We start from the raw sequence: 14,776 nt of genomic DNA, 5'->3' as shown, positions 1-14,776 counted from the left end.
TCATTAAATGAAAAGCGATTTTTATATAGATAGTGTTGCATTAATCATTCTATTCGGAATTTTTCAAGGATTATTTCTAGCAGGTTTCTTTATTAAAAAATCATCAGATAAACATAAGACCAATAGATATATGGGTCTTCTGATCTTATCATTATCCTTAATAATGTTAGAAGGAGCCCTTAATTATACGGGGTATATCTTAAAAGTAATTACCTTTTCTAACTTTTCAGAGCCTCTAAATTTTGTTATAGCTCCATTGTTATACTTGTTCATGCTCAAACAGCTAGGAGGTAAAGAACCACGATGGGAATGGGTGCATTTTGTTCCTTTTATATTTTGGTTGATCTACAGTATGTGGTTTTTTACACAATCAGATGCTTTTAAATACAATGCATTTATAGGGTCAATGCAACTTACTAAGCCTTTACTTGATGTAGATATGAAATTCTCTGCAAATCCACTAGGCATAAGTCAGTATATAAATACATTTACAGTTATTCAATTCATTATTTATTTCATAGGGATGCTCTTTCTACTATTAAATAAAAGCAAGAAACTGAAAGAATCACTATTTAAGACAAAGAATAAAACGTTAAAGTCGCTCCGTAATTCAGGCTATCATTTTTTGATCATATTGACGGTACTTATCATCGTGAAATTGTACTACGGAAATGATGTGGGGGATTATTTCATATACCTCTATATTTCTTTTATGATTTTTATGACGAGTGTGCAAGTAGTCAATGAGTCTACCTATTTCAATCACCCTTCCTCTTTTTTGGAACCCCCTATTTTGAAGTATAAAAAATCTTCTTTATCTGAAGAAGAAAAGAGGGCTATTCTTAAAAAAATCACCTTAGAAATGGAGGAACAAGGATATTATAAAAGTAATATGGCATCCTTGTCAGGGCTTTCAAAGTGTATTAATGAAAGTGCTCACCACGTATCTCAGGTAATCAATGAAAAACTACATCAAACATTTTTTGAACTATTGGCAGCTTACAGAATAAAAGAGGCGCAACACATTTTGAGATCCAAAGAAGGCAAGAAAAAAACGATAGAAGAAATAGCAGAATGTGTAGGGTACAACTCTAAATCGGCATTCAATACAGCATTTAAAAAGATTACTTCTCAAACCCCTTCCGAGTACAGAGATTCAAATTAACCATGTCGTTTTAAAGTATTTCCTTATAAGCACGAACGCCTTCCCGATAGGCAGCTTCGTTATTTACAGTACTTCATAATTAAGTTTGTTTTCAATTTAAAAGAGGTTCATGGAAACTTTCAAAACAAAAAAGGTTCGAAAATACTATTTAGATTGGTTAAGGATATTACTAATATTGAGCGTTTTTATGTTTCACATAGGCATGTTTTTTAACGGCTGGAACTGGCATATTAAAAATAATCAACAGTATGAGTGGCTGCATCCCATTATGGAATTTCTTCATTTATGGCGAATGCCGCTACTTTTTTTAACTTCTGGGGTAGGGACATTCTTTGCATTAGGATTCAGGACGCCCGGGCAATATCTCAAAGAACGTTTTAAGAGAATATTCATCCCATTCTTAATTGGTATTTTTACATTGGTTCCTGTTCAAGTATATATAGAAAAAGCTAGTCAGTATGACTCATTAATCAGTTATTATCCGCATATGTTTGACGGGATCTATCCAATAGGGAATTTTAGCTGGCACCATCTGTGGTTTTTAATCTATTTGTTTACCATGGCTTTACTGATTTTCCCTTTTTTGAACAGTCTAAGAAGTGAAAAATTCAACAGACATAAGGAACGTTTTATAAAAATAGTATCAAAACCATTGGGGTTGAATCTAATCGTTATTCCTATAATTTTTTCAGAATATCTTTTGAGACCATATTTTCCGGAAGTAACCCATGCGTTGTTTAATGATTGGGCGTATATTTCATTTTGTTTTATTTATTTCTTATCAGGATTTATACTCATCTCAAATGATGATTTAGTATCGACATTAAAACAACAAGCACATTTGTATTTCCTAGAAGGGGTTTTATTTACCTTTTTGATGTTTACCGTTCCTTCTTTTTTTGAAGATGAATTGATCGCAAAATATGCTTATGGCTTGTTACGTATCTTTGTGGCATGGGCTGTGAGTATGGCAGCTATAGGCTATACCAGAAAATATTTGAATAGAGATTCTAAATATAGAAAGGCTCTGAATGAGGCTATATACCCCTTTTACCTATTGCATCAGCCAGTTATTGTAGTGATGGGCTATTACGTTGCAAAGTGGCAAATAAACAATCTCGTAAAGTTTTTTCTGTTAACAGTTATTTGCTTTACTGTTATAGTATTGATATACCAGTTTTTGATACGTCCATTTAATATTATCCGCATATTATTTGGATTAAAACCAATTATTAGAAATATGCATAACAATAATATTAATTAAATTAACAAACACAAATTTTGAAAAAATATGAAAACCGATGTTTTAACTTACCTGATATTACTATTGTTTTTTCATAAGTTTAATGGGCAAGAAAATATTGAGTTGACCTCTTTCCAATGGAAAGAAGACCTCAGGTATTTAAGCAAAACAATAAAAGAAAACCATAAAAAACCTTTTAATTATACTTCGGCAGCTACTTTTGACTATGAAGTAAATAACCTGCATGAACAAATACCTAACTTATCACCTTCGCAAATAGCTATAGAATTGGTTAAAATAGGAGCATTAATAGGTGATGGCCATACAGCGGTTAGACCATATAGCTATTTTAAGTTTTATCCATTAACCCTTTTTTGGTTTGGAGATGATTTAAGGGTTGTACGGGCAGGAGAGGAACACCAAGACATTTTGGGGCATAAGGTAGTGGCTATTGATGGTATCGGTATCAAATCAGTAAAAGATAAAATAGATGTATTGACTCCTAAAAATGAAAATAACTACTTTCTTAAATCATGGAATCAATATTGGCTGGTAACAGCTGATGCTCTATTCAACGTAGGTACTGCTAAATCGAACAGTCAAGCTACGTATACATTTGAGGACAACTATGGAAATAGGAAAGAGGTTACTTTTTCAGCTATTTCAGGAATAGCTTACGGAGAAACAAAGTGGAAAATTGCTTATGATGCTATCCCTCCTTTTATGTTTAGGACAAAGCCTATATGGACACGTATAGAAAAAGATAGAAAGCTTTTATATATCAATTTTATCAGTTACCCTGATTGGAAAGGTATTCGGAAAATAGCGAAACAAACTAAAAAAGATATCGAAGAAAATGATATTAATACACTTGTCATTGATTTTAGGCTGAATGGAGGAGGAGATTTTAAAAAAGGATTGCATTTGATCGATGCTATCGAAAAAACAGCGATCCATAAGCGAGGCAAAGTGTATGTTTTTACAGGTCGCTCTACTTTTTCTGCAGCAATGGTAAATGCATTACATTTTAAAGAAAGATTAAATGCTTTTCTATTGGGGGAACCTCCGGGAGCAAGGCCCAATTCGTATTCAGAAAGTTATGTGTTTCATTTGCCAAATTCAAAAATAAAAGCTTCATGTGCTATAGAATATTATCAATTTCAAGAAGTAGATGCTCCGGAAGTACTGTTAGATAAAATTATTCTTCCAGATTTTAACATGTACAAGCAAGGGCGTGACCCCTTGTTAGAATGGGTTGATAATGATATCAATACGGATTAATATCATGATGCTATTAATAAAAAAGGCGTAATTATATCAATTTTTTAAATAACCAAAACGCTTGTAAATCAGCATTTTTGCTTTTCTTGCCATCATAGAAGTTTCATGATAACTAGCTAATAAGATGTTTTGCATATAAAAAAGGCCCCGAGTTCTTGTCTTTGCAATAAAAGGTTTGTTTTTCTCGTATAGAAGAGATAAGTAAGTAACTCCAATTAAAAACAATAAGGCACCGGAAACAGTAATAAAAGGACTTAAGGAATGATGGAAGTATTTATACAAACCTAAACCTGTGAAGCTACCATAGAGGATTATAAAATGGATTACATAGACATATAAAGTGCTACTTCCTATTCTCATAATTAACTTGGAAGTCAACCACCTTTCCAACATCATAAAGAGAGCAAAGACGATTAGAACATTTCCTAAACGAATGAACAAATGGTTATTATTAAGAATATCCAAAAACAATCGCAACTGGGTTATCCTATACAAATAAAAGAAGACCCCGGAAGATAAAAACGTAAAAACAATTCCTGAAGTTAATATTATTGCTATTGCCTTAAAATAGAGGTGGGGAATATTCTTATATTTATTAAATAAAACTGCCATAAATGCACCAAATGCTGTATAACCAAACCAAGGAAAAATAGTAAAGACAGAACCGTTTACTTTTGTAAAATAATTAGCTAAAAAATCTGGTAAAAAAGAAAAATTCCATGTTTTGTATACAGGTTCAAACAAAAAAATGAGTATTCCTGAAGCAGCCAGTAGAAGCGGCAATACATAACTTTTTCTGTGAATACTGTAACTGTACATACCGATCAGTAAAATAATAGACAATCCTATACAATGAAGGACGTCTATCAGATAAAAAGAAGGATATATCTCTCCATTAAGCAAACCAAATATATTTGTTCTCAATAAATACCCAATACCAATAAGCATAAGCCCTCGCTTGATGCCTTTTTTAATCCTGGGATTCACAATTTCTGGCTTAGCTTCTTTCAAAAGCAGAAACATAAAAATAAATCCGGAAACGGTAAAGAAAGCAGGAGCCGTTATCCCTCGAAAAAATTTCCATGTTGTATAGATACTGTTTGTATCATCCCTGTATAAAGGGTCCAAAAGACTGTCCACAAAATGGCCTTGCAGCATCATAAGAATAGCCCAAGCCCTTATGGCATCTATAAAATATAGCCGGAAACTGTTAGTAATATTCATCTTGCAATATGCAGCCTCAAAATATACGTATAACACTGATTTTTAAGCCAGTGCAAAAGTAATTAAAATTACACGACTTCTAACAGATATACGTTTTAATCTTCTATACAGATTTCTTATCATTGCATATAACAAAAGTCATAACCAAATTAATAATGAAAACCATTTTAGCATTTGCTGGGAGTAATTCTTCAAGCTCTATAAACTATAGGTTAGTTAGTTATACTACATCATTGATTGAAAATTATGATGTACAGTTATTGAATATGATTAATTACCCATTCCCTATGTATAGTGAGGATTTGGAAAAAGAAAAAGGGTTCCCCAATTCATTAATTGAACTTCATAGGGATATCAGAGCAGCACACGCATTGGTCATTTCAGTCAATGAACACAATGGAAACCCCTCAGCCTATTTTAAGAACCTGGTGGATTGGCTCTCTCGTTTTGATAGAGGTTTTTTGGCTGACAAAAAAGTGTTTTTAATGAGCACATCACCTGGAAAACGAGGGGGGATTGGTTCTAAAGCTGTTGTTGAAAATATGATGGTTCGTATGGGAGCCACTGTCGAAGAAACATATTCATTGCCCTCATTTCATCAAAAATTTTCTCTTCAGGACAATAAAATAATAGACGGTCAATTAGCGTCCGAATTCCGAGATACAGTTAATAGTTTTATAACTAAAATTTCATCGTAAATTGCGATTCACTAAAGAGTTTCTAGTAGAAGATATAACCCTGTTCAAAAAAAAAATATTGGGATGGGCAGAACAGTATAATGAAGTTTTGTGGCTTGACTCTAATAATTATACGCAACAATACTCCAGTTTTGATGGATTGCTTGCTGTAGATGCATTTACAAGTATAAAAACAGATTTTTATGATGGATTTGAAAAATTAAAAGAGTATCAGTCCGTCACAAAAGATTGGTTGTTTGGTTACCTAAGTTATGAATTAAAGAACGATGCAGAAGACTTGTATTCATTTAATAAGGATAGATTATTCTTTCCCGACATGTATTTTTTTCAACCTAAGAAACTGTTCATTATTAAAGGGAACAAGATATACTTTCATTATTTAAACATGGTAAGCGATGAAATGATGGAAGATTTTGAGAATATAAACAATAATGTTTACACTATTACAGCAGATGAGAACACGTCAGATAAACTAATAAGGGTTGAAAAAAGACTTCATAGAGATAGCTATATAGAGAAAGTAGATACAATTCTTTCACATATTCAACGTGGTGATATTTATGAAGTTAATTTTTGCCAAGAATTTTATGCAGAAAAAACAACCATCACTCCGTTAACTACTTTCCATAAGCTAAATAACATATCAAAAACCCCATTCGCAACGTATTTTAAATTGAATGATTTGTTTCTGTTGTCTGCATCACCCGAGCGGTATATCCGGAAGCAAGAGAGTAAGGTTATCTCTCAACCGATTAAAGGGACAGCTAAAAGGGCAAAAGATGTAAAAACAGATAATTTTTTACGAGAAAATTTAAAAAAGGACTCTAAAGAACGTTCAGAAAACATCATGATTGTAGATTTAGTTCGAAATGATCTTTCTAAAACAGCTAAAAAAGGAAGCGTTAGGGTAGCAGAATTATGCGAAGTGTACACATTTGAACAAGTACACCAAATGATATCTACCATAACCTCGGAAGTAGCTGAAACAACCCATCCTGTAGACATGCTAAAGCATACATTTCCTATGGGGAGCATGACCGGAGCCCCAAAAATTTCTGCTATGAAGGTTATTGAAGAACAAGAGATCACTAAAAGAGGTTTATACAGCGGAGCCGTTGGGTATTTTACACCCGAAGGCGATTTCGATTTCAATGTGGTTATCCGTAGTATTTTATACAATGAAACAGAGCAATATATTTCTTTTTCCGTAGGAAGTGCTATTACGGCAAAATCGATACCTGAGAAAGAATATGAAGAATGCTTAATAAAAGCAGAAGCAATGCGAAAGGTATTGGAAGGAATTTTTTAATTGAAAGTTGAAAAAGTCATATTTTTAATACATGAAACACCGAGAATTTACATTTAGTTGCCACGATAAGAAATTGTATGGTCAATTATGGGCCCCTGATCTTGTAAATGCGGTAGTTGTTTTGGTGCATGGCATGGGCGAACATTCCGGTCGGTATACCAGTTCAGTAGTGCCTTTTTTTCTAAACAGAAACTTTGCAGTAGTAACATTTGACCATTTTGGACATGGAAAGAGTGAAGGAAGAAGAGGACACTGTCCCAGCTACAAGGCATTGTTAGATAGTGCGGAAGAAGCTATTATGAAAGCGAAAAAGGAGTTTCCGGATAGACCTGTATTCTTATATGGGCATAGTATGGGAGGTAATGTAGTAATAAATTATGCACTTCGTAGAAACCCGGATATTGTAGGAGTAATAGCTACGAGCCCTTTTTTACGATTGGCATTTCAACCGCCAAAATGGAAAATAACTATGGGGAAGTTATTGCAAAAAATAATGCCTTCTATTACACTGCCTACAGCATTGGATACCAAAGCTATTTCAAGAGACCCAGAGGAGGTTAAAAAATATGAAGAAGACCCATTGGTACACGATAAAATAAGCCCTAACTTTTCCTTTCCGGTGATGGAGGCTGCTGAATGGGCACTTGAAAATGCACCATCGTTGCAAAAACCCATACTTTTGCTTCACGGTACCGGAGACAAAATTATAGACCATACGGCTACGGTTGAATTTGCCCAAAAAACACAAAACGCAACACTACAACTTTTTGATAATGGATATCATGAATTGCACAACGATCTGGAGAAAGACAGGTTTTTAAATGTCATTGCAGATTGGATACAATCAAAACTACCCTAATGCAGGAACAATTTCATAAACATATAACCAATAGTTTTCCGTTTTTAAAAAACTCGAAAATTCTTATCGCTATAAGTGGAGGTGTAGATAGTGTTGTATTAGCGCATTTGTCTCACCAATTGCGATTAAATATTGCATTAGCACATTGTAATTTTAATTTACGAGATTCAGAAAGTGATGCTGATGAAGCCTTTGTTACTAAGCTCTCAAAACAGCTCAGCGTAACCCTGCACGTAAAACATTTTGAAACAAAAGCCTATGCGCAGGAAAAGAAATGTTCCATTCAAATGGCTGCAAGGGAACTACGGTACAAATGGTTCGATATGTTGTGTGAAACCATTCCGTATGATTATGTGCTGACTGCCCATCATGCTGATGATAACCTGGAAACGTTTTTAATAAATATGTCACGGGGCACAGGCCTGGAAGGTTTGGCAGGAATCCCTGCTGTAAATCAAAATATAATCCGTCCATTATTGCCTTTTTCAAGATCCGAAATAGAAAAATATGCTACAGAAAATAAACTCATGTGGCGGGAGGATAGCAGTAATGAAGATACGAAATACCTTCGCAACAAAATCCGGCACCATATTGTGCCACAATTAAAAAAGTTACACCCCGAATTTTTATATAATTTTCAAAAAACGCAACAGTATATAACAGGAAGCCTAAAAGTTCTTAAAAACCATATTGATGCGTTAAAAAAATCTTTGATAGTTCAAGAAGGTACTATTGAGAAATATCTGGTGACTTCATTGCAAAAGCTAGTACCACAAGAAGATTATTTGTACGGGTTATTTAGAAGTTATGGTTTTACGGAAACAAAAGATATCATTAATTTATTGAATGCCCAAAGCGGAAAACAATTGTTCTCTGAAACACATAGAATGATTAAAGATCGGGATTATGTACTTATTCAAGAATTGAAAAAAGGTATTGAAAGAGAAGAATACCTGATTAGTGAAGAAACAAAGGGACTATCGGAACCTATCTCCATTAAAATAGCAGAAGTAAGTGAAGAAGGAACAAACACTTCATCAACTATATACGTTAATGAAAAGTTAAAGTTTCCTCTATCATTAAGAAAATGGAAAGAAGGCGACTATTTTTATCCAAAAGGAATGAAAGGAAAAAAGAAGTTGAGTGACTATTTTAAAGATGAAAAATATTCCTTGATAGCTAAAGAAAACCAATGGTTGTTATGTTCCGGAAATAGTATTGTATGGATAATAGGGAAGCGGGTAGACAATCGGTTTATAATAACGAATGCAACAACTAAAATTTTTAAAATTAATATTTTATGAAGCATTTACTGCTCCCCATTGTTTTATTAATTAACCTGTTTTCATGGTCCCAACAAAATCCGGTTTCCTGGAGTACAGATGTAAAGCAGATATCAGATACAGAATACAACCTTATTATTAAAGCTATCATAGAAGACGGTTGGCATTTGTATTCCCAGAAAGAAGCAGAAGCTGAAATAGTCCCTATTCCAACGACTTTTGAGTTTGAAATTGAAGAAGGGGCTTATGAGTTGATAGGCGATACTGAAGAAAGTGAGACAATTGTCGAATATGACAAAGTATTTGAAACAGATTTATCGTTCTTCAGCCATGAAGCTATCTTCACACAGAAAATTAAAGTGTTGGACAGTAACCTAAAAGTAATAAAAGCTACTGTAGAATATCAGGTGTGTGATGATGAGTTATGTATGTTCAATGACAATGAGTTTATCTTTTCATTGGACGGATCAGAAACAGTGGTCACCCAAAAAGAAATTGATGATAAAAGTAAGGCACTATCAGAAAAACTGACCCTAAACCTTCAAAACAAGGAACTTTTAAAAAATGCATCGGATAAAGCAAAAAGTGAAAGTGGCCTTTGGGGCATATTTGCATTAGGTTTTTTAGGAGGATTGCTAGCATTGTTGACCCCTTGTGTGTTTCCAATGATACCTTTGACTGTTTCCTTTTTTACAAAACGGACAGGTAGCCGAAAAAAAGGAATAGGAAATGCCGCGCTCTATGGTTTCTTTATCGTACTCATTTATTTACTATTGAGCATTCCATTTCACTTTTTGGACTCTATCGATCCTGAAATATTAAACAATATTGCAACCAATGTATGGTTAAATGTATTTTTCTTTGCCATTTTCTTATTCTTTGCTTTTTCATTCTTTGGTTATTACGAGTTAACACTACCGGCTTCCTGGGCAAATAAAATGGATTCCGCTTCCAATGTTGGAGGATTGTTGGGAATTTTCTTTATGGCAGTAACATTAGCTATTGTTTCATTCTCTTGTACGGGTCCTATTTTGGGAGGATTACTAGGCAGTACGACGCTTTCTGAAGGAGATGTGGCTACCAATCTATCGGCAGGAATGGTAGGTTTTGGATTGGCACTGGCATTGCCTTTTGCATTATTTGCCATGTTCCCAAATCTATTGAGCTCTCTGCCAAAATCTGGGGGATGGTTAAACACCGTGAAAGTGGTTCTAGGTTTTTTAGAGTTGGCGTTGGCATTTAAGTTTTTATCAAATGCCGATTTAGTGTCCCATTGGGGAATATTAAAGCATGAAGTATTTATTGGAATATGGATTGTTGTTTTTGCACTGATGGCAATCTACCTATTCGGAAAACTAAAATTCCCACATGATAGTCCGATCAAAAAACTAAGCTTTAGTCGTATTTCATTTGGGATTTTGGTAGTGGCCTTTACAGTATATTTAATTGCAGGATTGACAAAATATTCATCCTTGAAATTACTAAGCGGATTTCCACCTCCTGAATTTTATAGCGTTTTCGAACAAAAAAGTGAGTGTCCGTTAGGATTGAATTGTTTTAAAGATTTTGAAAAAGGATTGGCTTACGCAAAGGCGAACAACAAACCTATTATGCTTGATTTTACCGGTTGGGCATGCGTAAACTGTCGGAAAATGGAAGAAAATGTATGGAGCACTTCTAAGGTATACAATGTGTTAAACGATGAATATGTGTTGATTTCATTATATGTTGATGACCGTAAAGAACTGGAAAAAGAGCAACAGTTTAACTTCCAGTTACCAACAGGAAGGATAAAAACAATAGAAACCATAGGGGAGAAGTGGGCAACATTTCAAACAATAAATTTTCAAACAGCATCACAACCTTATTATGTATTAATGACCCCGGAAATGGAAATCTTGAATACACCACAACAATATACCGATGCAGAAACCTATTACAATTGGCTATTAGAAGGCCTAAACAGTTACAACAAATAAAATGATAATAATGAAGAAACAACTGGTACTCTATTTTCTTTTGATAGGAAGCTTTATCCTTGCGCAAGAGAAACAATATGACGTAAAAGAACATTACAACAAACAAGAAGTAACTATTACCATGCGTGATGGGATAAAACTTCATACTACGGTCTATAGCCCAAAAGACACCTCAAAAGAATATCCCATATTATTACAGCGTACCCCTTATAGTTGTCGACCCTATGGAGAAGCAAATTATCGGACATCTATAGGACCCAATCAAACGTTAATGAAAGAAGGGAACATCATAGTTTATCAAGACGTTCGTGGTCGTTGGAACAGCGAAGGGACTTATGACAACATGCGGGCATTTATCCCTAATAAAAAACGAAAACAAATAGATGAAGCTTCAGATACCTATGATACCATAGATTGGCTGGTTAAAAATATAGCCAATAACAACGGGAAAGTTGGTGTATGGGGCATATCGTATCCTGGTTTTTATGCTACCTACTCATTGCTATCAGGACACCCGGCATTAGCGGCTGTTTCCCCCCAAGCATGTATAGGTGATTTCTTTTTTGACGATTTTCACCATAATGGAGCCTATTTACTAAGCTACTGGAGGGCAACCGCTCTGTTTGGTTATGATAAGCCAGGGCCAACAACCGAGGCATGGTATCAATATCCTGATATAGGTACACAAGATCAGTATCAATTCTTTTTAGACGCAGGCCCGTTATCCAATTTAGATACCTACTACAAAGAAGACAATATTTTTTGGCAACAATTAAAAGACCATCCTAACTATGATGAGTTTTGGAAGTCCAGAGGGATTATTCAACATTTAGAAAATATAAAACCGGCTACCATGATTGTTGGTGGGTGGTTTGATGCCGAAGATTTATACGGTCCATTAGCTACTTACAGTACGATTGAAAACCAAAACAAAAATTACAATACACTAGTTATGGGTCCATGGAGCCACGGGGATTGGGCAAGATCAAAAGAAAGACAGGCTGTTGGGAATGTTTATTTTGGAGATGATATCTCTAAATTTTATCAAGAGGAAATAGAGACTACATTTTTTAACCATTTTTTAAAAGGGAGTTCCAATGGAAATACCGGGCTACCGGAAGCATATGTTTATGATACGGGTAAAAATGAATGGCAAACATTTGACACATGGCCACCAGAAAACACTAAAAAAGAAACCTATTCATTGCAACGGAACCAACGCTTAGGACAGGCAGCAACCAGAGAAATAGCATTCCAAGAGTTTATGAGTGACCCTAAAAAACCGGTACCTTATTCAGAAGACATTAAAGTCGTTTTTACTCCTAGAAAATACATGACAGATGATCAACGGTTTGCTGCTCGTCGCCCTGACGTATTGGTTTTTGAAACGGAGGTATTAACGGAAGATGTAACATTGGCAGGGGACATATTGGCAAAATTAAAAGTCTCTACTACAGGTACAGATGCTGATTGGATTGTAAAAGTGATTGATGTATTTCCACCAGATGCGGAAGATTATGAAGAAACACAGGACCATCTTAAAATGAGCAATTATCATATGATGGTTCGGAGTGAAGTAATGCGGGGCCGTTTCAGGAACAGCTTTGAAAATCCAGAACCTTTTGTTCCGAATGAAATAACGGATGTGAATATAAAACTACAAGATGTTTTTCATACCTTCAAAAAAGGGCATAAAATACAAGTTCAGGTGCAGAGCAGCTGGTTTCCATTAATTGATATGAATCCACAAACCTATGTTGACAATATTTTCTATGCTAAAGAAGAAGACTTTAAAAAGCAAACCCATAGGGTTTACAATACTTCTTTAATTGAATTTACAGTATTGAAAGAAAATTAATTTTCAGTAATTATTTGCTGTATATCATTTTTGTAGCTACGACTAGAAGTAAGTGTTTTGCCATTTTCCATTGTAAAAGAAAATGTATTATTGTTTAAATATTTGATGTCAGCAATATGCTTTCTGTTTAGGATAATTGACCTATGAACTCTTATAAACAGTTCCTCGGGCAGTTGTTCTTCTAATAGTTGAAGGGAAGCCCGATAAAGATATTTTTTATCAGTGGTCATAAGGTTTACATAAATACCATTTGCTTCGAGATAAATCACCTCGTGAATGTCTAGATGCCGTTCAATACCTTTTTCTTTAATTATAAAAGTAGTGAAATGGGGAGCTTGCGATCGTTGAAAATTTTTATATAATGAAGTCAGTTTTTCGTTAAACTGTTTTTGCTCCTTTAATTTTACTTGTTCTTTCGCCCGGTCTAATACATGAAAAAACCGTTTGGAGTCAAAGGGTTTTAATAAATAATCAAGTGCTTCAGATTCAAAAGCTTTTATGGCATACTGATCATAAGCAGTAGAAAAGATGATGACAACATTGTGCTTTTCCATGATTTTCATGGCGACTTCAATACCGTTAATACCAGGCATGTGAATATCTAAAAACACAATATCAAGAATATCTTTTTCAAGTAGCTCCAACGCAGCTCTTCCGTTAACCAACTGTGCTACAAGGTGTATCTCTGCATCTTGTTTCAACAAACCAGACAAGTAACGCCTAGCATTAGGTTCATCATCTACAATAGCTACACGGATCATAATTTTTGAATGGGTTTATCAGGAATTAATATCAAAATTTTAAAAAAACCATTATTGACATCAGTTTTTAAAGTATAGTTGTTTCCATATATTTTCTCTAATCGTTTTTGCAGATTAGTGAGTCCAATCCCAAAAGAATGTGGAGCTTTTATTGAATTTTCAGGGACCGAATTGAGCATGCCCAGTACTATTCTCTGATCATCGTCTTGATGTATAATTATTTTAACTTTACCCCCTCCTTCCAACAAAGAAATACCATGCTTAAAGGCATTTTCTGCCAATACCTGAAAAAGTAAGCTAGGAACTTCACTTTCTAATAGTCTATCATCTATATCGTATTCAATAGAAAGCCTGTCATGAAAACGCTCCTGTTCAATATCTAAATAATCTTTTAAATAAGCCAGCTCCTCTTTGAGGGTAAAAAAATGATTGTTTTTTTGGTTGAGGATCTTTCTTAGCAAACTACTGATTTTTATGAGCATGGCCCTGGCCTTTTCATCATCATAACCTATTAATGAATGGACAGCATGCAAAGCATTAAAAAGAAAATGCGGATTCAGTTGTGATTTTAAAACTTCCATTTCTGTATATGCAAGTTGATTTTTCAACTCGGCTACAGCTATTTTTTGTCGATGATATTCTCTATAGTTACTAATTAACTGCAATGCAGAAAAGATAAGAATATAATCAATTAAACGACTTACCATTATCTGGGCAAAGAATGTTTGCATTTGGTTGAGTGCATTACTGACAGTAATAGTAGAGGCTACCATAAGGTAGCAATAGTAAAGGAAATTAGAGAAAATAACATGAACGATTATAATCAGGATTGATTGAATAACTAAAACAAAAATTCCCTGCTGGAAACTTTTATTGTTTTTAAATAGGTCAATGTTTCCATAGATAAAAGGAAGCATCAAAGCCCATAAAAAATAGGTAATAGTTATAATTACAATATGATTCAGGTCTATCTTAAAACCACTATCAATATTGATAGTAGAATTGATAACAACCACTACCCAAAAAAGAAATGCTACCAAGTAAATATACTGGTTTGCAACAGGTGGTTTTTTATAGGATAAAAGCCATTTCATAGGTGCAAATTAGTAATTAAAA

12 protein-coding genes are annotated in these 14,776 nt (G+C 34.3%); 9 read left to right on the top strand and 3 right to left on the bottom strand.

Annotated elements, in window-relative coordinates; genetic code table 11:
- The first annotated feature begins 7 nt into the window (after positions 1 to 7).
- The 3 genes from WBG21_RS01720 to WBG21_RS01710 all read left to right on the top strand — a co-directional run bounded on the left by WBG21_RS01720 (position 8) and on the right by WBG21_RS01710 (position 3,689).
- The gene (locus tag WBG21_RS01720; protein ID WP_340074156.1) at positions 8 to 1,165 is read left to right on the top strand and encodes a helix-turn-helix domain-containing protein; all 1,158 of its coding nucleotides are present in this window, start codon (positions 8 to 10) and stop codon (positions 1,163 to 1,165) included.
- 109 nt (positions 1,166 to 1,274) lie between these two features.
- Positions 1,275 to 2,429: an acyltransferase family protein gene (locus tag WBG21_RS01715; RefSeq protein WP_340074154.1), complete on the top strand. Its 1,155-nt coding sequence runs from the start codon at positions 1,275 to 1,277 to the stop codon at positions 2,427 to 2,429.
- A 27-nt stretch (positions 2,430 to 2,456) separates the two neighbouring features.
- Positions 2,457 to 3,689 (top strand): S41 family peptidase, encoded by a 1,233-nt coding sequence (locus tag WBG21_RS01710; protein WP_340074152.1) that lies wholly within the window; start codon positions 2,457 to 2,459, stop codon positions 3,687 to 3,689.
- Between the two features lie 36 nt (positions 3,690 to 3,725).
- Here WBG21_RS01710 and WBG21_RS01705 read toward each other — a convergent pair whose 3' ends face one another.
- Complete coding sequence (locus WBG21_RS01705) at positions 3,726 to 4,913, bottom strand: heparan-alpha-glucosaminide N-acetyltransferase domain-containing protein (protein WP_340074150.1); 1,188 nt, start codon at positions 4,911 to 4,913, stop codon at positions 3,726 to 3,728.
- Positions 4,914 to 5,068: 155 nt separating this feature from the next.
- On the opposite strand from WBG21_RS01705, the gene WBG21_RS01700 reads away from it, so the two are divergent.
- The 6 genes from WBG21_RS01700 to WBG21_RS01675 are packed head-to-tail and all read left to right on the top strand — an operon-like array spanning position 5,069 to position 12,899.
- Complete coding sequence (locus tag WBG21_RS01700; RefSeq protein ID WP_340074148.1) at positions 5,069 to 5,611, top strand: NADPH-dependent FMN reductase; 543 nt, start codon at positions 5,069 to 5,071, stop codon at positions 5,609 to 5,611.
- A gap of 1 nt (position 5,612) precedes the next feature.
- Positions 5,613 to 6,920 (top strand): anthranilate synthase component I family protein, encoded by a 1,308-nt coding sequence (locus WBG21_RS01695; protein ID WP_340074146.1) that lies wholly within the window; start codon positions 5,613 to 5,615, stop codon positions 6,918 to 6,920.
- Positions 6,921 to 6,951: 31 nt separating this feature from the next.
- Positions 6,952 to 7,779, top strand: coding sequence for an alpha/beta hydrolase (locus tag WBG21_RS01690; protein WP_340074144.1), 828 nt, complete (start codon positions 6,952 to 6,954; stop codon positions 7,777 to 7,779).
- Positions 7,779 to 9,083, top strand: a complete 1,305-nt coding sequence (gene tilS / locus WBG21_RS01685) for a tRNA lysidine(34) synthetase TilS (RefSeq protein ID WP_340074142.1) — start codon at positions 7,779 to 7,781, stop codon at positions 9,081 to 9,083. The genes WBG21_RS01690 and tilS overlap by 1 nt, the downstream gene beginning before the upstream one ends.
- Positions 9,080 to 11,041, top strand: coding sequence for a protein-disulfide reductase DsbD family protein (locus WBG21_RS01680; RefSeq protein WP_340074140.1), 1,962 nt, complete (start codon positions 9,080 to 9,082; stop codon positions 11,039 to 11,041). The genes tilS and WBG21_RS01680 overlap by 4 nt, the downstream gene beginning before the upstream one ends.
- A 10-nt stretch (positions 11,042 to 11,051) precedes the next feature.
- Positions 11,052 to 12,899: a CocE/NonD family hydrolase gene (locus tag WBG21_RS01675; protein WP_340074138.1), complete on the top strand. Its 1,848-nt coding sequence runs from the start codon at positions 11,052 to 11,054 to the stop codon at positions 12,897 to 12,899.
- Here the strand turns inward: WBG21_RS01675 and WBG21_RS01670 are convergent.
- The gene (locus tag WBG21_RS01670; protein WP_340074136.1) at positions 12,896 to 13,660 is read right to left on the bottom strand and encodes a LytR/AlgR family response regulator transcription factor; all 765 of its coding nucleotides are present in this window, start codon (positions 13,658 to 13,660) and stop codon (positions 12,896 to 12,898) included. The genes WBG21_RS01675 and WBG21_RS01670 overlap by 4 nt on opposite strands.
- Positions 13,657 to 14,754: a sensor histidine kinase gene (locus WBG21_RS01665; RefSeq protein WP_340074134.1), complete on the bottom strand. Its 1,098-nt coding sequence runs from the start codon at positions 14,752 to 14,754 to the stop codon at positions 13,657 to 13,659. Before WBG21_RS01665 ends, WBG21_RS01670 begins: the two co-directional genes overlap by 4 nt.
- Positions 14,755 to 14,776 lie beyond the last annotated feature (22 nt).

Origin of the sequence: Leptobacterium meishanense (assembly GCF_037645805.1) — a bacterium.
Taxonomy (GTDB): domain Bacteria; phylum Bacteroidota; class Bacteroidia; order Flavobacteriales; family Flavobacteriaceae; genus Leptobacterium_A; species Leptobacterium_A meishanense.
The sequence above is the reverse complement of the archived record's forward strand: the minus strand, read 5'-3'. Positions and strand labels throughout refer to the sequence as shown.